This window comes from Curtobacterium sp. MMLR14_006 (assembly GCF_001864985.1).
GTDB lineage: Bacteria > Actinomycetota > Actinomycetes > Actinomycetales > Microbacteriaceae > Curtobacterium.
Window position 1 is genome coordinate 412,410 of record NZ_MJGU01000012.1, and the last position, 22,834, is coordinate 435,243.

21 protein-coding genes are annotated in these 22,834 nt (G+C 71.8%); 16 read left to right on the forward strand and 5 right to left on the reverse strand.

The genetic code is table 11. The annotated features are described in order from the left end of the window. Positions 1-16: 16 nt before the first annotated feature. Together BIU94_RS05510 and BIU94_RS05515 are read left to right on the forward strand one after the other, a co-directional pair. Entirely contained in the window at positions 17-457 is a 441-nt protein-coding gene (locus BIU94_RS05510) for a flagellar hook assembly protein FlgD (RefSeq protein WP_071255145.1), read from the forward strand. A gap of 86 nt (positions 458-543) precedes the next feature. Next, positions 544-1,719, forward strand: a complete 1,176-nt coding sequence (locus tag BIU94_RS05515) for a flagellar hook protein FlgE (RefSeq protein ID WP_071255147.1) — start codon at positions 544-546, stop codon at positions 1,717-1,719. A 76-nt stretch (positions 1,720-1,795) separates the two neighbouring features. Here the strand turns inward: BIU94_RS05515 and BIU94_RS05520 are convergent, their stop codons facing one another. Next, complete coding sequence (locus tag BIU94_RS05520) at positions 1,796-3,007, reverse strand: ROK family transcriptional regulator (RefSeq protein WP_071255150.1); 1,212 nt, start codon at positions 3,005-3,007, stop codon at positions 1,796-1,798. Between the two features lie 285 nt (positions 3,008-3,292). Here BIU94_RS05520 and BIU94_RS05525 point away from each other — a divergent pair, with 285 nt between their 5' ends. The 6 genes from BIU94_RS05525 to BIU94_RS05550 are packed head-to-tail and all read left to right on the forward strand — an operon-like array spanning position 3,293 to position 11,484. Further along, positions 3,293-4,534 (forward strand): ABC transporter substrate-binding protein, encoded by a 1,242-nt coding sequence (locus BIU94_RS05525; RefSeq protein WP_217639478.1) that lies wholly within the window; start codon positions 3,293-3,295, stop codon positions 4,532-4,534. Further along, the gene (locus tag BIU94_RS05530) at positions 4,531-5,472 is read left to right on the forward strand and encodes a carbohydrate ABC transporter permease (RefSeq protein ID WP_217639479.1); all 942 of its coding nucleotides are present in this window, start codon (positions 4,531-4,533) and stop codon (positions 5,470-5,472) included. Before BIU94_RS05525 ends, BIU94_RS05530 begins: the two co-directional genes overlap by 4 nt. 1 nt (position 5,473) lies before the next feature. Beyond that, positions 5,474-6,367, forward strand: coding sequence for a carbohydrate ABC transporter permease (locus BIU94_RS05535; RefSeq protein WP_071255156.1), 894 nt, complete (start codon positions 5,474-5,476; stop codon positions 6,365-6,367). Further along, positions 6,364-7,500: a Gfo/Idh/MocA family protein gene (locus tag BIU94_RS05540; RefSeq protein ID WP_071255161.1), complete on the forward strand. Its 1,137-nt coding sequence runs from the start codon at positions 6,364-6,366 to the stop codon at positions 7,498-7,500. Before BIU94_RS05535 ends, BIU94_RS05540 begins: the two co-directional genes overlap by 4 nt. Beyond that, on the forward strand, positions 7,497-8,345 hold the full coding sequence (locus BIU94_RS05545; RefSeq protein WP_083404602.1) for a ThuA domain-containing protein: 849 nt from the start codon (positions 7,497-7,499) through the stop codon (positions 8,343-8,345). The genes BIU94_RS05540 and BIU94_RS05545 overlap by 4 nt, the downstream gene beginning before the upstream one ends. After that, positions 8,338-11,484: a glycoside hydrolase family 2 TIM barrel-domain containing protein gene (locus tag BIU94_RS05550; protein ID WP_071255164.1), complete on the forward strand. Its 3,147-nt coding sequence runs from the start codon at positions 8,338-8,340 to the stop codon at positions 11,482-11,484. The genes BIU94_RS05545 and BIU94_RS05550 overlap by 8 nt, the downstream gene beginning before the upstream one ends. A gap of 108 nt (positions 11,485-11,592) precedes the next feature. On the opposite strand, the gene mtnN is transcribed toward BIU94_RS05550, so the two are convergent. Continuing rightward, on the reverse strand, positions 11,593-12,306 hold the full coding sequence (mtnN, locus tag BIU94_RS05555; protein ID WP_083404603.1) for a 5'-methylthioadenosine/S-adenosylhomocysteine nucleosidase: 714 nt from the start codon (positions 12,304-12,306) through the stop codon (positions 11,593-11,595). 131 nt (positions 12,307-12,437) lie between these two features. Here mtnN and BIU94_RS05560 point away from each other — a divergent pair, with 131 nt between their 5' ends. Then, positions 12,438-12,998 (forward strand): DoxX family protein, encoded by a 561-nt coding sequence (locus BIU94_RS05560; RefSeq protein ID WP_071256301.1) that lies wholly within the window; start codon positions 12,438-12,440, stop codon positions 12,996-12,998. Positions 12,999-13,058: 60 nt separating this feature from the next. On the opposite strand, the gene BIU94_RS05565 is transcribed toward BIU94_RS05560, so the two are convergent. From BIU94_RS05565 to BIU94_RS05575, 3 genes are all read right to left on the reverse strand, one after another. After that, positions 13,059-14,639: a Na+/H+ antiporter gene (locus BIU94_RS05565; RefSeq protein ID WP_071256302.1), complete on the reverse strand. Its 1,581-nt coding sequence runs from the start codon at positions 14,637-14,639 to the stop codon at positions 13,059-13,061. Positions 14,640-14,803: 164 nt separating this feature from the next. After that, positions 14,804-16,378, reverse strand: a complete 1,575-nt coding sequence (locus BIU94_RS05570) for a UDP-N-acetylglucosamine 1-carboxyvinyltransferase (RefSeq protein ID WP_175472108.1) — start codon at positions 16,376-16,378, stop codon at positions 14,804-14,806. A 91-nt stretch (positions 16,379-16,469) separates the two neighbouring features. Then, positions 16,470-17,597, reverse strand: coding sequence for a hypothetical protein (locus tag BIU94_RS05575; protein ID WP_083404604.1), 1,128 nt, complete (start codon positions 17,595-17,597; stop codon positions 16,470-16,472). A 126-nt stretch (positions 17,598-17,723) separates the two neighbouring features. Between BIU94_RS05575 and BIU94_RS05580 the strand changes: the two genes are divergently transcribed. From BIU94_RS05580 to fliP, 7 genes are all read left to right on the forward strand, one after another. Then, on the forward strand, positions 17,724-18,026 hold the full coding sequence (locus BIU94_RS05580) for a flagellar FlbD family protein (protein ID WP_071255167.1): 303 nt from the start codon (positions 17,724-17,726) through the stop codon (positions 18,024-18,026). A 1-nt stretch (position 18,027) separates the two neighbouring features. Further along, positions 18,028-18,852 carry a motility protein A gene (locus BIU94_RS05585; RefSeq protein WP_071255171.1) on the forward strand — a complete coding sequence of 275 codons (825 nt, stop codon included), beginning with the start codon at positions 18,028-18,030 and terminating at the stop codon, positions 18,850-18,852. Positions 18,853-18,854: 2 nt separating this feature from the next. Beyond that, positions 18,855-19,784 (forward strand): flagellar motor protein MotB, encoded by a 930-nt coding sequence (locus BIU94_RS05590; RefSeq protein ID WP_071255173.1) that lies wholly within the window; start codon positions 18,855-18,857, stop codon positions 19,782-19,784. A gap of 101 nt (positions 19,785-19,885) precedes the next feature. After that, entirely contained in the window at positions 19,886-20,767 is an 882-nt protein-coding gene (locus tag BIU94_RS05595; protein WP_083404605.1) for a flagellar motor switch protein FliM, read from the forward strand. Then, positions 20,764-21,468: a flagellar motor switch protein FliN gene (gene fliN / locus BIU94_RS05600; RefSeq protein ID WP_071255179.1), complete on the forward strand. Its 705-nt coding sequence runs from the start codon at positions 20,764-20,766 to the stop codon at positions 21,466-21,468. Before BIU94_RS05595 ends, fliN begins: the two co-directional genes overlap by 4 nt. A 10-nt stretch (positions 21,469-21,478) precedes the next feature. Then, a complete protein-coding gene (locus BIU94_RS05605) occupies positions 21,479-22,018 on the forward strand; it encodes a flagellar biosynthetic protein FliO (protein ID WP_071255182.1) in 540 nt (179 codons plus the stop codon). 68 nt (positions 22,019-22,086) lie between these two features. Continuing rightward, the gene (fliP, locus tag BIU94_RS05610) at positions 22,087-22,833 is read left to right on the forward strand and encodes a flagellar type III secretion system pore protein FliP (RefSeq protein WP_254782939.1); all 747 of its coding nucleotides are present in this window, start codon (positions 22,087-22,089) and stop codon (positions 22,831-22,833) included. Position 22,834: the final 1 nt, after the last annotated feature.

Sequence of the window (22,834 nt, forward strand, 5' to 3'; positions counted from 1 at the left end):
AGAGACAGGAACCGACATGCCCGTCGACGGCATCACCGGCAGCGTGGACCAGGCCACGCAGGCAGCGGCCCTCGCCGCGAACGCGAGCAACAAGAAGTCCCAGACGATGGACTCCGAGGTGTTCATGAAGCTGCTCGTCACGCAGCTGCGGAACCAGGACCCGTCCTCGCCGATGGACACGAACCAGATGATCAGCCAGCAGACGCAGCTCGCGATGATGGAGCAGATCACCAACCAGACCACGACGGGGAACGAGAACTTCTCGTTGCAGATGCGGATCGCCGCCGCGAACCTCGTCGGCAAGCAGGTGAGCTACACCGACGCCGACTCGGGGAAGTCCGTCACCGGGACCGCCTCGGCCGTGTCGTACGCGAAGAGCGTGCCCACGGTCACCGTGAACGGGAAGGAGGTCGCCCTCGACGTGATCTCCGGCATCACCACCACCACGACTCCCTGACCCCTCGGTCGCTCCGTCCGCGGTCCTCCTCCGCTCTCCCTCTGCTCTTCCTCCGTTCTTCCTCCGTTCTTCCGAAAGGACGCACCATGCTCCGCTCGCTCTACTCCGGCATCTCCGGCCTCCGCTCGCACCAGCAGATGCTCGACGTGACCGGCAACAACATCGCCAACGTGAACACCGTCGGCTTCAAGTCGTCGACCACCGTCTTCCAGGACACCCTGTCGCAGATGACCCAGGGTGCCGGCGGACCGCAGACCGGCATCGGCGGCACGAACCCGGCACAGATCGGCCTCGGCGTGCAGGTCGCCGGCGTGTCGACGAACTTCGCGCAGGGCTCCGCGCAGGCCACCGGCAAGGCGACCGACCTGATGATCTCCGGCGACGGCTTCTTCGTCACCCGCCTCGGCAACGACACGGTCTACAGCCGCGCCGGCGCGTTCGACTTCGACGCGAACGGCCGCCTGGTCACCGCCGACGGCAAGATCGTGCAGGGCTACTCGGCCACGAACGGCGTCGTGAACGAGGGCGGCGAGCTCTCGGACATCCGCCTGCCGCTCGACGCCGCGGCCCCCGCGACGGCGACGACCGCGGCCACGGTGAGCGGCAACCTGCCGTCGGACACCCCGGTCAACCAGACGCTCAACCGCGACGTCACCGTCTACGACCAGAACGGCACGAAGCGCACGCTGTCCCTCGCGTACACGCGCACCGCCGACGGCTGGAACGTCTCGGGTTCGGACGGCACGGGCAACCCGGTGCGCGGCGCGATCACCTTCGCGGCCGACGGCTCCATCGCCTCGGGCTCGACCATGACGGTCAACGGCGTCCGGGTCGACATGACCCAGCTCACCGGCTTCGCGGGACTCACCACCGCGTCGATCTCGTCGCAGAACGGCCGCGAGGCCGGTGCCCTGCAGGGCTACTCGATCTCGAAGGACGGCACGGTCACGGGCACGTTCTCGAACGGCGCGTCGCTCGCGCTCGGACGCATCGCCCTCGCGACGTTCGCCAACCCTGCCGGCCTCGAGAAGACCGGCGCCTCGGGCTACCGCGCCACCGCGAACTCGGGCCAGCCGGCCGTCGGCACGCCCGGTTCCGCCGGCGTCGGCTCGCTCGCCTCGGGCACGCTCGAGATGTCGAACGTCGACCTGTCGCAGGAGTTCACGAACCTCATCGTCGCGCAGCGCGGGTTCCAGGCGAACGCCCGCATCATCACCACCTCGGACGAGGTGCTGCAGGAGCTGACGAACCTGAAGCGCTAGTCGGCGCGCTGACCGTTGGTGAGCGGTGTCGGTCGGGTCCCCGCGGGGGACCCGACCGTCGCCGTCCCCGGCGCCGTCAGTCCGGCACGAGGGCCGTGGCGCGCGGGCTGAGGAAGTGGTCCATCACGAGTTCGGCGGCCCCCTGCGCGGCGATCTGTTCGCCGACCCCGGACCCGACGACCCGGAACCCCGGGCGCGAGACGATCAGTTCCTGCTGGACCGCGGTCTCGAGCACGGGGGCGAACGACCGCTCGAGCCGACCCCACGTCGGGCCCCCGAGGACGACGAGCGGCACGTCGATGAAGTTCGTGAGCACACCGATGCCCACGGCGAGCCGTCGGGCGGCCCGTTCGAGCAGGTGGAGGGCGTCGTCGTCCCCGTCGTCGGCCAGGGACGAGAGCGCGCTGCAGGCGGCGTCGATCGCCAAGTAGTCGTCGAGGTCCGGCAGCGGGACGATGCCGGCGTGCGCCGCTTGGATGGCCAGCGCCTCGGGCACGCAGGCGGCCGCGAGCCCGCCGCGTCGACCGGTCCAGCCGAGGTCCTCCGCCGACGGGTCGACGAGGATGTCGCCGATCTCACCGATGTTGTTGCTCGCGCCGCGGAACACCCGGCCGCCGGAGACGACCGAGGCGCCGACACCCGACCCGAGGTAGACGAACAGGAAGTCCGACGCGGCGGTGTCGCGCAGCTCGGCGGTCGCGGCGGCGGTGACGTCCTTCTCGAGCAGGACGGGCAGACCCGTGGCGTCGTGCAGGTCCGCACGCAGACGGACGTCACGCCAGAGCGGCAGCTGCGGTGGGTCGAGGACGACGCCGGCGTCCACGTCGAGCGGACCGGGTGCGGCGATGCCGAGGCCCAGGACACGCGAGCGGTCGACCCCGGCATCGCGGATGAGCCGGCCGGTGGCGACCGCGACGAGCGTGATGACCTCGTGCGGGTTCGTCGCCTGCGGCGTCGGCAGGTGCTGCGTGCGCAGGACCGAGCCGGCGACGTCGAGCAGCAGGATCGTGAGACGGGCAGGGTCGACGTGCACGCCGATCGCGAACGCCCCGGCGCCGTTGACGGCGAGCGGGATGCTCGGCCGCCCCCGGACCGTGAGCGCCGGCTCGTCCTCGCGGATCATCTCGGCGTCGATCAGCCGCCGCGTGATGTTCGACACGGTCTGCGAGGCGAGACCGGACCGCCGTTGCAGTTCAGCGCGACTCTGACCCGACTCGCGTCGGAGCAGGTCGAGCACCACCGCCTGGTTGTAGTCACCCAGGCGGAGGAGGTTGCTGCCCTTGACCATCCGCGCCTTCCGCAGTCGTGTCGATCACAGCAGTGTGCCACTTCTGCCGTTCATCCATCGAATGGGATTAATACGGGCCGATCTCTTGACGACCGATCTCGGAGCCACCTAGCCTGACCGCACGCTTTAACCCATTCGATAGGCAAAGTGGCCGACGGGGGCGAGCGGAGAGGCAGCGCAATGAAGCGACACCGCCGTACAGCCGCACTGATCACCCTCCTGCTCGCGGGCGGAGGACTGACCGCCTGCTCCTCGAGCAGCAGTGCCGGCGGCTCCACGGACGACGTGACCATCACCGTCACCGAGTTCCAGCAGACCCGCATCGACGTCGTCAAGGAGCAGATCCCGGGGTTCGAGGCCGCGATGAAGAAGCAGGGCAAGGACATCACGGTCAAGCTCGTCGGGGACGTCCTGACGGACGACCAGTTCAAGACGAAGATGACGCAGCAGCTCATCGCCGGTGAGGCCCCGGACCTCATCGACCTCGGCGACAGCCTGGTGCCGGGCTTCGCCGGCGCCGGTTACCTGGCGCCGCTCGACGACTACCTCGACTCGTGGGACGGGTGGGACCACTACTACCCGCAGTTCAAGAAGGCGATGGTCCGCCAGGACGGCCACATCTACGCCCTCGTGCACGACACCGGGGTGCAGAACCTGTTCTACCGCAAGGACCTGCTCACGAAGATGGGCATCGAGACCTCGCAGCCGGCCACCTGGGACGACCTCATCGCCCGGCTCGTGCAGATCAAGGACGAGACCGGGGACACCCCGATCGTCGTGCCGGCCGGTACGGCCTGGGGCGGCAGCACCTGGACCGAGGGCTTCCAGCCGATCCTCGGCGGGACGACGAAGGACTACTACAGCCTGAAGACCGGCAAGTGGAACCTCGACAGCGCCGGCTTCCCGGCCGTGTTCGACCTGTACAGCGAGCTCTACAGCAAGGGCCTGCTGCCGGTCCAGGACCTCGAGAACCCGAACCCGTGGGAGCCGACCAAGTACGTCAAGTTCCCGGAGGGGAAGATCCAGGTCGCGGCCCAGGGCACGAACGGCTGGAAGTTCGACTGGGGCCCCGACGGTGCCGCTCCGATCGAGGGCCTCGACGAGAAGGTCGACACCTGGCAGTACCCGGCCCTCCGCGACGGCGACGAGCCCTTCGGGTGGAGCGGCCTCGGCTCCGGCTACGCGATCCCCGCGAAGTCCGAGCACAAGGACGCGGCGATGCTCTTCGCCCAGTACCTGTCGCAGGGCAAGCCCCTGGCCGACCAGCTCGTGGCCTCCGGTGCCGCAGCACCCCGCGACGACCTCGCGGACGTGGCGCCGTACTCGAAGGAGCCGAAGCTCCTGCAGGCCGGAGAGGACCTGAAGACGAGCGTCTACGTCCCGACGGGTGACGGTTCCGAACAGGTCGCCCAGGCCGTGGCCTCGGCGACGGAGCTCATCATCACCGGCAAGGCCGACGGCGCGCAGGCGTACGCGGCGTTCAAGAAGAACGCGGCCGACCTGCTCGGACCGGACCTGGTCAAGTGACGACGTCCACCACGACGGTGGCGGCGACGACGGTGCAGCCGTCGCCGCCGCCCCCGCGGCGACGACGCCGACGCACCGGTCCGCTCGTGCTCCTGCTGCTCGGGCCGGCCGCGGCGCTCATCGTGCTGTTCATCGTCGCGCCCGCCTTCTACGGGATGTACCTGAGCTTCACGAACACGCAGCTCACCGGGTTCGCCGCACGCGACCCGAAGTTCGTCGGCTTCGACAACTACGTCTACCTGCTGACGAACTCCGAGTTCCTGCGCTCGCTCGGGCACACCGGCGAGTTCGTGCTCTACTCCGCGATCATCGGGCAGACGGTGCTCGGCATGGCGGCGGCACTCCTGCTCAGTCGCCCGTGGATGCGCGGCAAGGGCTTCTTCGGTGCCGCCGTGCTCATGCCGATGGTCGTCCCCGAGGTGGTCGCCGCCCTGACCTGGGCGAGCGTCCTGTCGAACAACTCCGAGGGCACGCTCAACCGCCTGACGCAGCTGTTCGGGATGGGCGAGACGGACTGGCTGCAGGTCGTCCCGATGGCGGCCATCATCACCGTGAACATCTGGCGTGGCATCGCCTTCGCGATGATCATGTTCCAGGCCGCACTGGAGGACGTCCCGGTGGAGCTCATCGAGGCCGCGCGGATCGACGGCGCCCGGGCCGTGCAGGTCTTCCGGCACGTGACCCTGCCGCTCATCCGCGGACCGGTCTTCCTGTACCTGCTGCTCACCACGATCAGCACCGTGGGCACGTTCGGCCTGGTGTACTTCCTGACGCAGGGCGGCCCGGGCGGCCAGACCCGGCTCGCGGCGATCTACATCTACGAGCGCGCGCTGCAGTTCTCCCAGATCGGCATCGGCAGCGCCGCCTCGATGATCCTGCTCGTGATCGTCCTGGTGCTCGGTCTCGTCTACGTCCGACTCGCGAAGGTGGAGGTCTGACATGACCGCGATCACCGACCGTCCGACGCCGCTCGGCGTCACCGAACCCGGCCCGGCACCGCGTCGCCGACCGTTCCGGGCGCTCACCGTGGTGCAGCGCACGCTCGCGTACGTGCTCGTCACGATGCTCGCACTGTTCTGCCTGGTCCCGTTCCTGTGGGTCCTGCTCAGCGCGTTCGACAGCGCTGCCGGGCCGAACGTGCAGCTCCCGACGCTGTCGCTGACCAACTTCGCCGCGTTCTTCGCCGACTCGGGCACGCCCCTGCTGCTCTGGAACAGTCTGGTGATCGGCGTCGGGGCGACCGCCCTGAACCTGGTCCTCGGGCTTGCCGGCGGGTACGCGCTCGCACGGTTCGAGTTCCCCGGGCGCCGGCTGTTCATGTTCGGCATCCTGCTCATCCGCGTGGTGCCGGCGCCGGCGACGATCGTCGCCCTGTACCTGATCCTGGTGAACCTCAAGCTGACGAACACGCTCTGGGGGCTCATCCTGGTCGAGGCGGTGCTGCAGCTCCCGGTGACGCTCTGGCTGCTGAAGGGCACGATCTCGGCCGTGCCGATCGAGCTCGAAGAGGCCGCCTGGGTGGACGGCACCAGCCGGTTCCAGGCGATCTGGCGGATCGTGCTGCCCCTGGCCGGCCCCGGTCTCGGTGCGGCGGCGATGCTGACCTTCATGGGCGTGTGGGGCGACTTCCTCACCCCGCTCGTGATGTTGCAGAGCCAGGAGCTCTACCCGCTGTCCATCGGCCTGTTCCGGGCGTTCAGCGAGAACCACCAGGTCGACTGGGGGCTGCTCGCGGCGACGTCGATCGTCTACGTCCTGCCGCCGGCCGTGCTCTACGTGTTCGTGCGGAAGAACCTGCTCCGGTCGAGCCTCGGCGGGGCGGTGAAGGGATGAGCGGCCAGGACCGCCTGCCGGTCGTCGTCGTCGGTGCCGGCGCGATGGGCGGCGACTGGATCCGGATGCTCGCCGCCTCGCCGGTCGCCGAACCGGTCGGCGTCGTCGACCTCGACCTCGACGCCGCCCGACGGGCAACGGCGTCGGCTGGGCTGCCGGACGCGGTCGTCGGCACGTCGGTGTCCGACGTCGCCGGGGCCAGCGGCGCCCGTGCGGTCGTCAACGTCACGGTCCCGCAGGCACACCGCGTCGTCAACGAGGAGGCGCTGCGGGCGGGGTACCCGGTGCTGTGCGAGAAGCCCCTCGCGCCCACCGTGGCCGAGGCGCTCGCGCAGGTCGCCCTCGCCGACCTCACCGGCAACCTGCTGGTCGTCAGCCAGTCGCGGCGCTACTTCCGGCACCTCACGGCGTTCCGTGCCGCGGTCGCCGCCGTCGGGCCGCTCGGGGCGGTGGGCGCGCGCTTCTTCCACGCCGACCACGAGCCCGGGTTCCGGGAGCAGATGGCGCACCCACTGCTCGTCGACATGTCGGTGCACCACTTCGACATGCTCCGGTTCCTGGTCGACGACGAGCCGGTCGCGGTTCGCTGCAGCTCGTGGAACCCGCCGTGGAGCTGGTTCGCGGGCCACGCCTCCGCGTCGGCCGAGTTCGAGCTCGCCTCCGGCGCCCGGTTCGTCTACACCGGCAGCCGCGCGACCCCCGGACTGCAGACCTCGTGGAACGCCGACTGGCACGTGCACGGCGAACACGGCGCCGCCGGGTGGGACGGCGACGAACGGGTGACGCTCGACGTCCCCGGGGCGGGCTTCGACGTCGTCGACCAGCGGGAGGGCATCGAGGGGTCCCTCGAGGACTTCGTCCGCGCCGTGCGCACGGGGACCACCCCGCAGAACGAGGTCCGGCACAACGTCCGGAGCCTGGCCATGGTCGAGGGCGCGCTCCGGAGCAGCGCCGACGGCGGACGCCGTGTGGCGGTCACCGACCTGCTCGAGGACGCCCTCGCGCACGCCGTCGCGCACGAGCCGCACCAGGACGTCGCCGCACGGTTGCGCTCGTGGACGAGCGCGGCCGACGGGATCGAGACACCGGCGTGGGGATCCGCCCCCGCCATGAGCGCAGGAGGCGCACGATGACCGAGACAGCACCGATCCGGGTCGTCGTCTGGGGAGAGAACCGGCATGAACAGGTCAACCCGGTCGTCCGCGAGATCTACCCCGACGGCATGCACACGACCATCGCGGACGCCGTGCGGACCCTGCTCGACGGCGACGCCACGGTGACGACCCGGGTCCTCGACGACCCGGAGCACGGCATGACCGAGGACCTGCTCGCCGAGACCGACGTGTTGCTGTGGTGGGGCCACACCGCGCACGACGAGGTCGCCGACGAGGTCGTCGACCGGATCCAGCGGCACGTGCTCGAGGGGATGGGGATCATCGTGCTGCACTCCGGGCACCACTCGAAGATCTTCCGACGGCTGATGGGGACGACCTGCAGCCTGCGGTGGCGCAACGACCAGGACCGGGAGCTCGTGTGGACCGTCTCGCCGCGGCACCCGATCGCCGCCGGTGTGCAGCAGCCGATCGTGATCCCCGGGCAGGAGATGTACGGCGAGTTCTTCGACGTGCCCGAGCCCGACGAGCTCGTCTTCGTCAGCAGCTTCTCGGGTGGCGAGGTCTTCCGCAGCGGCATCACGTACCGGCGTGGCTACGGACGGGTGTTCTACTTCAGCCCGGGGGACGAGGTGTACCCGGTGTACCACCACCCGGACGTGCAGCGCGTCATCGCGAACGGGATCCGGTGGGCGCGGCCGGAGCAGCCGAGGGAGTCGTACCTGGTCACCCCGATGTACCTGCCCGGCCGGTTCGACCAGCCGGTGCTGACGGACGCCGACGGCGAGCTGATCGACTACCACACACGGGAGCGGATCGCCGTGGCGGCACCCGTCGCGGCCCCCGGAGGACGCTCCGATGGGTGAGCACGACGCCCGGTACCTCGACGACGTCGGGCCGGGCAGCGGTCGCCGCCGTCCGGCACGGTCGTGGCTGCACTCCGACGCACCGACTGAGTCGCTCGGGGGCGCGTGGCGGTTCCGGTTGCTCCGGGGTGCGCCGGGGACCCTCGGCGCGCCCGACGTCCTGCCACCCGGAGAGGCGGTCGACGCCTTCGCGGAACCCGCGTTCGACGACACGGGCTGGGACTCGCTGACCGTGCCCGGACACTGGGTGCTGCAGGGCGACGGGAAGTACGGCTCGCCGCAGTACACGAACGTGCAACTGCCGTTCCCGCAGGACCCGCCGTTCTCCCCGGACGAGAACCCGACCGGTGACCACCGACGGACCTTCGACCTCCCCACGCCGTGGGTCGACCGCGCCGTCACCGAGGCGGTCGTGCTGCGGTTCGACGGCGTGGAGTCCCGGTACCGGGTCTGGGTGAACGGCGTCGAGATCGGCGTCGGCACCGGCTCACGACTGGCGCAGGAGTTCGACGTCACCGACGCTGTCCGCGCCGGCACGAACACGATCGCCGTCCGTGTGCACCAGTGGTCCGCCTCGACCTACGTCGAGGACCAGGACCAGTGGTGGCTGCCGGGCATCTTCCGTGACGTGACCCTGCAGGCCCGTCCGGTCGGTGGCATCGAGGACGTGTGGCTCCGCGCCGAGTACGACCACGAGAGCGGTACCGGGCGCATCGTCCCGGAGGTCCGGGCGGGGGACGGAGCCTTCCCCGTGCGGCTCTCGGCACCCGGACTCGACGTCGACGTGGTGTGGACCGGTCCCGGCGACGTGGCCCCGGTCGAGGTGGGAACGGTCGCGCCGTGGACCGCCGAGCAGCCGCTGCTGCACGACGTCCGGGTGACGAGTGCCGGTGGCGCCGAGACGATCGACCAGCGGATCGGCTTCCGGACGGTGTCGATCGTCGGCGACCGCTTCCTGGTCAACGGACGGCGCGTGGTCCTGCACGGCATGAACCGTCACGACACGCACCCCGACCTCGGCCGGGGCTTCGACGAGGCCTTCGTCCGTCGCGACCTCGCGCTGATGAAGCAGCACAACGTGAACGCCATCCGCACGGCGCACTACCCGCCGCACCCGCGGGTGCTCGACCTCGCCGACGAGCTCGGCTTCTGGGTGGTGCTCGAGTGCGACGTCGAGACGCACGCGTTCCACCACGGCGGCAGCGGCCTGGCCCCCGGGGTCGACGAGTGGCTCGGCAACCCGAGCGACGATCCCGCGTGGCACCGGACGTACCTCGATCGGATCGAGCGCACCGTCGAGCGCGACAAGAACCACCCGTCGGTCGTCATGTGGTCGCTCGGCAACGAGTCGGGGACGGGCGCGAACCTCGCCGCGATGGCCGACTGGGTGCACGCGCGTGACCCCGAGCGGCCGGTGCACTACGAGGGTGACCGCGCCGGCGCCTACGCAGACGTCTACTCACGGATGTACGCGTCGATCGCCGAGGTCACCAGCATCGGCGACGACTCGACCGCGGCGCTCGAGGGCGCGTCCGTCGCGGAGTCGGTGCGGCAGCGGACGAAGCCGTTCCTGCTCTGCGAGTACGTGCACGCGATGGGCAACGGTCCCGGCGGCATCGACCGCTACGAGGACCTGGTCGACCGGTTCCCACGACTGCACGGCGGCTTCGTCTGGGAGTGGCGCGACCACGGCATCCGTTCCCGGACGCCCGAGGGGACGGAGTTCTTCGCACACGGTGGAGACTTCGACCCGTCCGCGGTGAACGACGGGAAGTTCTGCATGGACGGCATGGTGCTGTCCGACGGCACGCCGACGCCCGGTCTCGTCGAGTTCGCAGCGGTGGCCGCGCCGATCCGCTTCGGCTTCGCGGTGGTCCGGCGCAGCAGCACCGGCACCGGCACACGGGTCGTGGCGGTCACCGTGTCGAACACGCGGCACTCGGCCGACGCGTCGGACCTCGTCTTCCCCTGGCGGGTGGAGCTCGACGGGGTCGTGCGCTCGTCCGGTGTGCTGTCCGTCACCGGTGCGGACGGCGGTCCGCTCGCGGCCGGCGACGCGACGGTCGTCGAACTCGAGGTCGCGGTGCCGACCGGCGCGGAGCTCGGCGGCGAGACGTGGCTGACGGTGTCGGCGGCCCTTGCGGGCGCCACGCCGTGGGCTGGACGCGGCCACGTCGTCGCGGCGGGCCAGCACGCCGTGGTGAACAGTGCCTCCCGGCCGACGCCGACCCGCAGCCGGACGCTGGCTGAGACCGGGCTCGACCCCTTCGAGGCGTTCGCGCTCGGACCGGCCACGTTCCGGGCCGGGTACCTGAGCGCGCTGTGCGACGCCCCGGTCGACGGCCCCCGGCTCGAGCTGTGGCGAGCGCCGACCGACAACGACGCCGGGTCGCACATGGGCAGCTACGACGAGAGCGACCCGATGGCGGGACGCGGCCTCGGCGTGCCGGGGCCGTCGCACGCGAGTGCGTGGCGCGAGACCGGGCTGGACCGCCTGCGCTCCAGGGTGATCGACCTGCGACGCACCGACACCTCGCTGCAGCGCACCACCCGGTGGGCGGCGGCGGACACCCGCGAGGCGGTGACGCTCGAGGAACGCTGGCAGGTCGACGGCGAGCAGGTGGTGCTCGACGTCTCCATCGTGCCGTCGGCACGGTGGCGGGCGGTCTGGCCGCGGATCGGCGTGCGTTTCGACCTGCCGGTCGAGGTCGACCGTGCGCGGTGGTTCGGGACGGGACCGGGGGAGTCGTACCCGGACTCGCGGCGGGGCGTGCTCGTCGGCCGGTACGAGGCGCCGGTCGACCAGCTGACGTTCCCCTACGCGGTGCCGCAGGAGAGCGGGCACCGCAGCGACCTGCGGCAGCTCGACCTGGCGGCGGGGGACCGGGACCTGCTGCGGGTGGACGTGCGACCGGACACCCGCGGCCGTCTCCCCGGGTTCACGCTCGCCCGGCACACACCGCAACAGGTCGACCGCGCGGGACACCAGCACGAGCTGCCGGTGCCCGAGCGGACGTACCTGTTCGTCGACGCCGCCCAGAACGGGCTCGGGTCGCGGGCGTGCGGGCCGGACGTGTGGCCGGACGCCCTGCTCCGGTCCGAGGCGCGGACGCTGCACCTGCGGTTCTCCGCGCGGTGAGGGGCGCCCGGTGAGCAGAAGACGACGGGTGTGCTCGTGGGACCCGACGTCTTCTGCTCACTGGACGTCGGGCCCACCCGGCCCCGCCCTGCGTCAGGCCGCAGCTCCTCAGGCCGTCAGGCCGAGGACGATGTCGTGCACGACCCGGGCCGCCCGGGCAGCCGCGTCGTCCAGGTGCTCGCGGAACTCGTCGCCGTCGGGGGCGCACAGGTCGCTGATGCACCGGACCGAGACGAACGGCATGTCGTGCACGTGCGCGAACTGCGCGATCGCCGCCGACTCCATGTCGACCGCGGCGACGGTGGGGAAGGCGTCGCGGAGCAGGCGGGCGCGGCCCTCGGTGACGAAGACCTCGCTCGAGCCGATGGTCGCGGCCAGCACCCGGTCCCCGGTGTCGGCGTCGCGTGCGAGCGCGAGCAGCCGGTCGTCCGGGGCGTAGCCCGTCGGCATGCCCGGGACCTGGCCGAGCGCGTAGCCGAAGGCCGTCGCGTCGGCGTTGAGGTTCACGTAGCGGTCCCCTACGACCACGTCGCCGATCGCGACGCCGTGCATCAGCCCGCCGGCCGTGCCCACGCTGATCACCGGCACGCCGGGACCGTAGTCGTGGAAGCAGTGCGCCACGGTGGCGGTGGCGTTCGTGAAACCGATGCCGCTGCGGCGCACCGCGACGGTCGCGCCGTCGATCTCGAGCAGGTGGTGGTCGTCGTGGCCGCCGACCGGGCCGTCGAGGACCGGCGTGCCGTCGAAGAGCGAGGCGAAGGCCGCGACCTCTTCACTCATGGCGGCGATGACGACCGCGATCGGGCGTTGGTGGGGGAGCACTGATCGATCCTCGCACGCGCCACGGACGTCGCGGACACCGGCACGTCCCGGACGGCGTGCCGCGGCGTACGGTCGGCGACACCGCGGTCGTCCCGCTCGGGGCGGGCCGCACCGACGACCAGGAGGATCGCATGAGCCAGCACGTCACCACCGCTTCGGTCACCGCCCGCACCCTGCTCCGCGTCGCGCTGGGGGCGGTACTCGTCTCGCACGGCTCCCAGAAGCTCTTCGGCGCGTTCGGCGGGGGCGGGATCGAGGGGACCGCCCAGGGCATGCACGCCATGGGCTTCCGGCCCGGCCGCCGCAACGCCGTGCTCGCGGGGATCGGCGAGGCGGGTTCCGGAGCGGCGCTGGCCCTCGGGCTCGCCACGCCGATCGCGGGCGCCGGGGCCGCCACGACCATGGGCGTCGCGTCGAGCGTGCACACGCCGAACGGGTTCTTCAACGCGGACGGCGGCCTCGAGTTCCCGGCGTTCCTCGGCTTCACGGCGGCGATGTTCGCCCTGGGCGGCCCCGGTCCGGTGTCGCTCGACCACGCGACGCGGCACGTCCTCGACCGGCCGTGGCTGCGCGCCGTCGCCCTCGTCGCGGTGCCGGTGGCGATCGCGGTGCAGGTCACGCAGCGGCGGCGGGCACTCGCGTCCGACCCCGCGCCGAGCGGCGACGCCACCGGCGACCAGCCAGACGCGTAGCGCGCAGTCCGCCGCAGGCGGCGCTCGGCGATCCGGCGACGGCGCGCCGCACCCCTGTGGTCACGGGGGTGTGATGCCGCCGAGCCGGGCTTCTTCCGCGTCGTAGCCGGCGCGCACCTGCCGGAGGACCAGGTCGTCGATCTCGTCGGCGTCGCGGAGGCGCAGCAGCGTCGCCGCCTTGTGCTGCACGAGCGCGAGTTCCAGGGCGACGGCGCTGTCGTGCCGCTGCACGGCGGGGTGGTCGTCGTCGTCCTCCTCGCGGGCCTGGATGACGTCGAGGTGTGCCTCGTAGTCCTTCCGCACCCGCTCGACCGTGGCGCGGTCGGCACCGGCGGAGCGGGCGAGGCGGGGGAGCGCGGCGAGCGCTTCCTCGATGGCCGTCCGTTCGGCGTACCGGCGCTCCTCGCCGACGGACTCGTCCTCGGGCAGCGCGGCGGCCCGGAGCACCGCGGGCAGCACGAGCGCCTGCCCGACGATGGTCACGACGACGACCCCGGCGGTCACGAAGACGATGAGGTCGCGGTCCGGGAACCCGCTGCCGGACTCGAGGGTGCGCGGCACGGCGACGGCCATCGCGAGCGACACCGCGCCGCGGAACCCGGCGAAGCCGCTCACCAGCCGGTCGCGGTGCCCTTCGCGCGGTGCGCCGCCGGTGCGCCGGGTGACGACCCAGACGGCACCGCCCGCGGCGTTGAGGAAGGCGAAGCGCACGAGCACGAGGACGGCGGCGACGGCGAGGATGATCCCGCCGGCGCGCAGCAGGTCGCGGGGTTCGAGCGCGCGGGCGGCGACCATCGCCTCGATGCCGACCAGCACGAACAGCGCTCCGTTGAGCAGGAAGGTCAGGAAGGACCAGAACGCGCGGACCTGCTGCCGGGTCTCGGCACGGTCGAGCTTCGGACCGACCTGGCTCACGACGATCCCGGCCGCCACCACCGCCAGGACGCCCGAGGCGCCGATCGCCTCGGCCGCCAGGAACGCGGCGAACGGCACGAGCAGGGTGACGAGGTTCTCGAGCACGACGGTGTCGACCCGTCGGAGCACCAGGGTGCCGACCCACGCCGCGGCGAGACCGGCCGCGACGCCGCCCAGGTAGGACAGCGCGAGCATGCCGGACACGCCCCAGAAGGTCAGCTCCTGCGTGCCGACTGTCACCGCGACCGCGATGCCGTAGACGACGAGGGTGGTGCCGTCGTTGACCAGGCTCTCCGCGCGGAGCACCGTCACGTTGCGCCGGGGCAGCATCTTCGTGAGCACACCAACCGCGGTGGCGTCGGTCGGCGCGACGGCGGCACCGAGCACCCAGGCCGGCCCCCACGGCATGCCGAGCAGGTGCAGCAGCACGGCGACCGCGCCCGCCGTCACGACGACGAGCAGGGTGCCCATCAGCACGATGCCGCGCAGGTTCTTCCGGATCTCGCGCAGCGACGTGGTGAGGCTCTCCCAGTACAGCAGCGCCGGCAGGAAGAGCAGCAGCACGGCGTCGGCGGGCAGCTCGACGTGCGCGAACGCCGGTACGAAGGCGAGCAGGGCGCCGAAGACGAGCAGCAGCACGGGCGGGGCGACCCGCAGGCGGTCGGCGAGCCCGGCCGTCAACGCGATGGCGAGGCCGAGCACGACCACCAGTTCAGGACCCAGCACGCGCACTCCTCGTTCGACCGACACTCCAGTCAACGCGGATCACGTGGGGGATGCACACAGTGAGCAGAAGACGTCGGGTCGAAGGTGCCGACCCGACGTCTTCTGCTCACTGGACGTGCGCGAGCGCGAACGTACCGCGCGTGCGCGAGCGTGCCGCGCTCGCGTCAGTCGTGGAACGTCTCGATCGACGCGCCGAGCGAGTTGAGGCGCTCCTGCAGCTGCTCGTAGCCACGGGCGATGATGCCCACGTTGCGGAGCACGCTCTCGCCCTTGGCCGCGAGCATCGCCAGCAGGATGACCACGGCGGGCCGGAGCGCCGGCGGGCAGCTGATCTCGGCGCCGGAGAAGTGCGTCGGGCCCGTGACGTCGAGCCGGTGCGGGTCGCGCAGGGTCACGCTCGCGCCGAGGCGGGTCAGGTCGAGCAGGTGGATCGCCCGGCCCTCGTACACCCAGTCGTGCACGAGCGTGGTGCCCGATGCGCAGGCGGCGATGACGACGAAGAACGGCAGGTTGTCGATGTTCAGGCCGGGGAACGGCATCGCGTGGATCTTGTCGATCGGCGCGTGCAGCTCGGACGGGTGGACGGTGACGTCGACCAGGCGGGTGCGGCCGTTCGCGGCGGCGTACTCCTCGCTGACGTCGAAGCGCAGGCCCATCTCGGCGAGGGTGGCGAGCTCGATCTCGAGGAACTCGATCGGTGCGCGCGTGACGGTCAGGGTCGAACCGGTGACGATGCCGGCGGTGAGCAGGCTCATGGCCTCGACCGGGTCCTCGCTCGGCCAGTAGTCCACGACCTCGTCGATGCGGCTCTTGCCGGTGATGCGGAGCGTGGTCGTACCGATGCCCTCGATGCGCACCCCGAGCAGCTCGAGGAAGAAGCAGAGGTCCTGCACCATGTAGTTGGGGCTGGCGTTGCGGATGACGGTCTCACCGTCGCGGGCGGCCGCGGCGAGGATTGCGTTCTCGGTGACCGTGTCGCCACGCTCGGTGAGCACGACGGACTTCGTCGGGACGGCCTGGTTCGCGACGCCGACCTCGTACCAGCCGGAGGTCGCCTCGACGTCGACGCCGAAGGGGCGCAGCGCGATGAGGTGCGGCTCGACGGTGCGGGTGCCGAGGTCGCAGCCGCCGGCGTAGGGGAGTCGGAAGGACTCGAAGCGGCCACTGAGCGGACCGAGGAACATGAGGACGCTCCGGGTGCGACGGGCGGCATCGGCGTCGATCGCGTCGAGGCGCAGGTCGTCGGGTGCGACGATCTCGAGCGTCTCGCCGTCCTCGCTCCAGGTGACGCTCGCGCCGAGGCTGCGGAGCACGTCGATGATCCGGTCGACCTCGACGATGCGCGCCACCTTGTGCAGGCGGGTGACGCCGCGGTTGAGCAGCGAGGCGCAGAGCAGCGCGACGGCGGCGTTCTTGCTCGAGTTGACGGCGATGGAGCCGCTCAGCTTGCGACCGCCCTGCACGCGCAGGTGGGCGCGCTGCGGGGCGCCGCCGATCGAGACGATCTGCTGGTCGAGGGCGTCGCTGATGCGTGTGAGCATCTCGAGGGACAGGTTCTGGCCGCCCTGCTCGATGCGGTTGATCGCGCTCTGGCTCGTGCCGACGCGTTCGGCGAGCTGCGCCTGGGTCATGCTGCGACCCTTGCGGGCGCCCCGGATGAGGGCGCCGACCTCGCGGAGCGGCGCGGCGGTGGTGGCTGCCGGGGCGATCGGCGTGACGACGGAGGTGGTGTCGGACATGTCGTCACGGTAACACGCTCATGAGATAAAACGAGGGGTACAGCACCCAGGGTGTTCACATGGAGCGCGGGAATACACCGTCCATGAGAAGTCAGGCGCGGTGCCAGCCGAGATCGTTGTCGTCGAACACCCAGTCCTCGGTCGCCCCGGGCACCGGTTGCGGATCGCGGAGCCAGACCGTGGCGCCGGGCGTCCACCCGGCGATGACACTGGCCGCTCCGGCCCCGACCGGTACCCCCGTCCCGGCGGCGCGGAGCCAGCAGAGGACCGTCAGGTGGACGGCGTCGTGTTCCTCGGCGACCCCGGCCCAGTCGGGGGTCACCCAGTCGCCGTCGCGCCCGGTCGTGTGGTACCAATCGTGCCGCCGGGTCGTGCCGCTGACGTCGACCGACCACCGCCGGCACAGTGCGGCCCAGTCGTCCGCGTCGTCGACCACCAGGACGCGCGCACCGGGCGACGTGTGCACGGGCGCGACCGCGGCGCGTTCCCAGCCGAAGTCGTCCTCGACCGCCCACAGGCCGACCGGGCCGTTCGCGCCGTGCGCGGCCGTCGTGGTGACGAGCCCGTCAGGAGGGGTGGACCACCACGAACCGCCCACCGCTGCGTCGGCCGGGCGCCGTCGATCGCGCGGGCGCACCGCTGCGACCTCGTCCTCGAGTGCCGTGCGCCAGGCGGCGAGCGCGCGGCCCGCGGCGTCCGGTCCCTCACCGTGCTCGGGGTGGCGGCCGTGCTCGCCGTGGAACACCGTGCTCCACTGCGGGGCACCGCGCGGCGCGTCGAGCACCGCCCGGACCGCCGGCAGGCCCGCCCAGGCGGTGGCCAGGCGTGCGACGACGGGTGCCAGAGCGGGATCTGCGAGCACGACGTCGGCCGCGTCCGGTTCCTGCCACGACATCGCGCTGGCGGTGGTGTCGGCAAGCGCGCGGAGGACGTGCCGCACGCCGACGTCGGACGGCGTGACCGTCGCGAACGCAGCGTCGAGCGCCGCCGCGACCTCGGTGACGGGCGGCGCCGGCTCCGGGACGGGTCGGGGGTCGGTTCCGGCGCCGAACAACGAGACGCCGTCACCGCGCTCCCGCGCCAGGTGGTACTCGGCCCAGAACCGCACCTGCCCGAGACGCTCCGCCGCGGGCCCGTCGGCGTCGAGCACCTGGTCGAGCAGTGCGGAGCAGAACCGCCGGCCACGAGGGCCGACGGTCAGGTCAGTGGTGGTGAGCACCGGGCCAGGGTAGTGCCCACCGCTAACGCCGCCGCCGACCCCGCCGATAGTCCTCGGTGCAGCCCACGGACGGGCGGCATCCCGCCCCACGGACGGCGGCGGGACGATCGAGAACCAGGACGGGCCATGATCGTCGTCACACGACTGAACGGCAGCGGATTCGCTGTGAACCCCGATCTCGTGGAGCGCATCCAGGAGACGCCGGACACGACGCTCATCATGGTCGACGGGGCGAAGTACATCGTCCGCGAGTCCATGGCCGACGTCATCGACCTCATCGCCGCGTACCGCGCCCGGATCGTCGGGATGGCCTACGGCACCGACATCTCCGTCGGCGCACTCCGCGACGCGACCGGCCCGCAGCCGACCCTCGCCCCGGTGGCACCGATCCACCCGCAGCACCCGCGCGTGCAGGACGGGGGGCGCTGACGTGGACATCGCGACCATCATCGGGATCCTCCTGGCCTTCGGCGCCCTGTTCGGCATGGCGCAGATGGAGCACGTCGAGATGGCGGGGCTCTTCCTGCCCGCGCCGATGCTCCTCGTCTTCGTCGCCACCATCGGCTGCGGGGTCGCGAGCACGACGCTCAAGGACGCCCTCGCCGCGTTCAAGGCCGTGCCGAAGGCGTTCACCGGCAAGGTCACCCCGCCGCAGTCCGTCATCGACGACGTGGTCGGCCTGGCCGAGACGGCGCGGGCGAACGGGCTGCTCGCCCTCGAGCAGGAGGCCGACAAGCACGACGACCCGTTCATGAAGAAGGCGCTGCAGAACATCGCCGACGGCACCGACGGTGACGAGCTGCGGATCCTGCTCGAGGACGAGATCGAGTCGAACAACGCGCCGATGCGGAGCGCGAGCGCGTTCTTCATGGGGCTCGGCGGCTTCGCGCCCACCGTCGGCATCATCGGCACCGTGGTGTCGCTGACCCACGTGCTCGCGAACCTCGGCAAGCCGGACGAGCTCGGCCCGCTCATCGCGAGCGCGTTCGTCGCGACGCTGTGGGGCCTGCTCACCGCGAACTTCCTGTGGCTGCCGTTCGGCGGCAAGCTCCGGAAGCTCGCGCAGCTCGAGACGGACCGGCAGACCCTGCTCATGGAGGGCCTGCTCGCGGTGCAGGCGGGCAGCCAGCCGCGCCTGCTCGGCGAGCGGCTCAAGGCGATGGTCCCGCCGGCGGCCCGGGTCGACGCGGCTGCGGGCAAGGGCGGCAAGGGCGCGAAGAGCGTCGACGCCGACGACCAGCAGCTGGCGGCCTGACGATGAGCGCCAACCCCCGCGGGCGTGGCCGTGGTCGCGCGAAGAAGTCGCACGACGAGGCCGAGCACCCCGACGAGCGCTGGATGGCGTCCTACATGGACATGATCACCGTCCTGATGTGCATGTTCCTCGTGCTGTTCGCGATGTCGACGGTGGACCAGCAGAAGTACATCCAGCTGAAGAACTCGCTCGCCACCGGCTTCGGCGAGGTGAAGTCGCAGAAGGTCGACACCGCGTCCGGCACCGTCGTGACGAAGGACCAGGTCGAGGACGGCTCCGGGTACTCGACGGACAAGTCGCAGGCCGACCACTCCACGGCCTCGTCCGGCACGAAGGACACGAACGTCGACCCAGCCTCGACGGTGGTGCCGACGACCGCGTCGAAGCAGGACCTCGCGGCGGCGAAGCGCGAGCTCGACGACCTGACGAAGCTCGAGCGTGCGATCCAGCGCAACCTGTCGAAGGCCGGACAGACCGCGAACGTGCAGTTCACGGTCGACGCCCGCGGGCTGACGGTGCGCCTGGTCGGCAGCGAGACCTACTTCGGCACGAACAGCGCCGACCTGTCCGCGCAGGCCGAGGGGATCATGGACGCGATCGCGCCGGTGCTGCGGACGAGCCACCACGACGTCAGCATCGAGGGCCACGCCGACCAGCGGAACTCGACGGCGCCCTACGCCACGAACTGGGAGCTCAGCGCGGCGCGGGCGACCGGGGTGCTCCGCGACCTGGTCGAACGGGGCGGCATGCCGGGCGACCACGTGCAGAGCGTCGGGTTCGGGTCGAGCCGGCCGCTGGCGAAGGGTGGCACCGAGGCCGACCTCGCCCTGAACCGCCGCGTCGACATCGTGGTGCTGTCGAACGCCGACCAGGACGTCAGCGCCCTCATGCCGGCACTCGCGAAGGCGCAGGACGGAGCGACCGCCGGCTGACGCAGACGCACAGGGCGGAGCGACCGCCGGGGAGCCCTCGACCGCCCCACTACGGGGTACAGCACTGACGGCCGGCACACAGCCGACCGATAGACGCACCCGTGACCGAGACCCTGACCGCGCCCGAGGTGTACGACTTCGCGCGCCCGTCGACGCTCGCCCGCGAGCACGCCCGGGTCCTCGAGCTCGCCTTCGAGACGTTCGCCCGGCAGTGGGGCACGCAGCTCACCGCGAAGGTGCGCGCCGTGAGCCAGGTCACCTGCGAGCAGGTGCAGATGACGACGTACGACGAGTACGCCGCCTCGCTGCCGGCGCTCACCGGCATGGTGCTGCTGCCGATCGCCCACCTCAGCGCGAAGGGCGTGCTGCAGGTGCCCCTCGACGCCGCGCTCACCTGGGTGTCGCACGCGCTCGGCGCCTCGAAGCCGCTGCCGACGCCGGAACGCACCTTCACGCCGATCGAGCAGGCGCTCGTGCGGAAGATCGTCGAGGACGCCCTCGACGACCTCCGCTACTCGTTCGGCGGGCTGCTCGTGCACGAGGTCGCCACGGGTGGCTTCCAGTTCAACTCGCAGTTCGCCCAGGCCGCGCAGAAGGCCGACCTGATGATCGTCGCGTCGTTCTCGATCCGCGTCGGCGACCGGGTGGCGCCCGGCACCCTCGCGCTGCCCGCCGAGGCGTTGCTGCCGCAGCTCGGCGAGACCGCCTCGACGCCGTCGCCGGCGGACGCCCAGGCGCTGCTCGACGCGCAGCTCGCCGGTGTGCCGGTCGGGGTCGGGCTGCGGTTCGCGTCGGCGACGGTCCTGCCGCAGCAGGTGCTCCGACTCGCCGTCGGCGACGTCCTGCCCCTGCCGCACCCGCAGCACCGGCCCCTCACCATCGCCGTCGACGGCGAGCCCGTCGGCACGGCCGCGGTCGGCGCGAACGGGTCGCGCCTGGCCGGCATCGTCGTCACCACCACCACATCGGAGCAGCACGCATGACCGTCACCACCCTCCAGACCGCTGCGGCCGAGTCGCTCGCGGCGCAGCTCCCGACGGCCGCCCCCCTGGGTGCGGTGCTCCTGCCGGGAGGCGCGACCAGCGCCGTCCTCGACGCGGCGGCGGACGCCGTGGTCGCGTCGTTCGTCGGCGGCCTGTCGGCCGACCTGGCCCTCGTGCTCACCGACCTCGAGGCGATCACCGCCGCGGGCGGGACCGAGCACGGCATCGTGGCGGTCACCGACGTCCTGCGCCCCTCGCTCGAGGCCGCGGCGTCCGTGCTCGGCGTCGGCGTCCTCGGCGAGGCGAGCCGCGAGTCGGCCGCGTCGCTGCTCGCCGACCCGGACACCGTCGTGTTCGAGCTCACCGCCGGCGGCGTCCCCGGGGGCTGGTTCGGGCTGCGCGTGCGCGAGAACGGCACGGTGTCGGCGGCGGTGGCCCCCGCGGCCCTGCCGACGGGCAACCTCGGCCGCATCAACAACGTCGAGATGACGCTCACGGTGGAGATCGGACGCACCCGGATGTCGGTGCGCGACGTGCTCGGCATGGAGCCGGGCGCCGTCGTCGAGCTCGACCGCAGCGCCGGTGCCCCGGCCGACGTGCTGCTGAACGGGCGGCTCATCGCGCACGGCGAGGTCGTCGTCGTCGACCAGGACTACGCCGTCCGCATCACCCGCATCCTCGACGTCGCCGAATCCGTCTGAGCCGCCGACCGTGGACACCCTGCTCATCACCCTCCGCGTCGCGCTCTCGCTCGGCGTCGTGCTCGCCCTCATGTGGGTGCTGCACCGCGCCAGCCGCAAGCGCTTCACCGGCGGGCGGACCTCCGGGCGCCGCGCGGCCTCCGTCGAGGTCGTCGGGCGGCAGGGGATCGGCGGCAAGGCGAGCGTCGTCGTGGTCGACGTCGAGGGGGAGCGCCTCGTCCTCGGGGTCTCCGAGCACGGCGTCACCCTGCTCACGAGCGGGCAGGCGCCCGCCCCCGAGCTCACCATCGTGACCGGTCCCGTCACGCTGCCGGTGCGTCCCGCCCCGTCGGCCGACGCGTTCCGTCAGGAACTCGCGCTGCACGCGGACGCCACCCCGGGCCTCCCGTCCGACACCGCGGTGACCGCGGAACCGCTGCCGATGCGCCCCCGCAACCGACGCCAGCAGCGCACCGTCGTCCCGACGGCGGCGCAGCTGCAGGGCTCGATCCTGTCCGCGGACACGTGGCGGCAGGCGGCGTCCGCGCTGCGGAACCGGCGGGCCGGGTGACCGCCGTCCGCACGGCGCGCGTGCTGGCCCTCGTCCTGCTCGGGGTGACCGTCGTCGCCGGCGTCCTCATGGTGACCGCGACGGGCGCGCACGCCGCGGGCGCGGTCGGGCCGACCGCCCCGGCGACCCCGACGCCGCCCGCCGGCGGGGACTTCAGCGTCAGCGTGAACGGTCCGGACGGCGGTCCGTCGTCCGCCGTCGTGACGCTCATCGGCATCACCCTGCTCAGCGTCGCACCGGCGCTCATGCTCATGATGACGTCGTTCACGAAGATCTTCGTGGTGCTCGCGATGACCCGGAACGCGCTCGGCCTGCAGTCGATCCCGCCGAACCAGGTGATCGCCGGCCTCGCCCTGTTCCTGTCGCTGTTCGTGATGGCACCCGTGATCGGGCACATCAACGACGACGCGCTGCAGCCCTACCTGGCCGGGCACCTCAGCTTCGACCAGGCCGTCGAGATCGGCACGAAGCCGCTCCGGACCTTCATGCTCCACCAGACGCGCGACGAGGACCTGGCGCTCATCACCCGCGCCGCCGGCCTGGACAACCCCGCGTCGACGGCCGACGTGCCGATGACGACCGTCATCCCGGCGTTCATCATCTCGGAGCTCCGCAGCGCGTTCATCATCGGGTTCGTCATCTTCATCCCGTTCCTGGTCATCGACCTCGTCGTCTCCGCGGCGCTCATGTCGATGGGCATGATGATGCTCCCGCCGGTGATGATCTCGCTGCCGTTCAAGATCCTGCTCTTCGTCCTCGTCGACGGCTGGGGCCTCATCATCCGGTCGCTCATCGAGAGCTACCACGTTGTCTAGG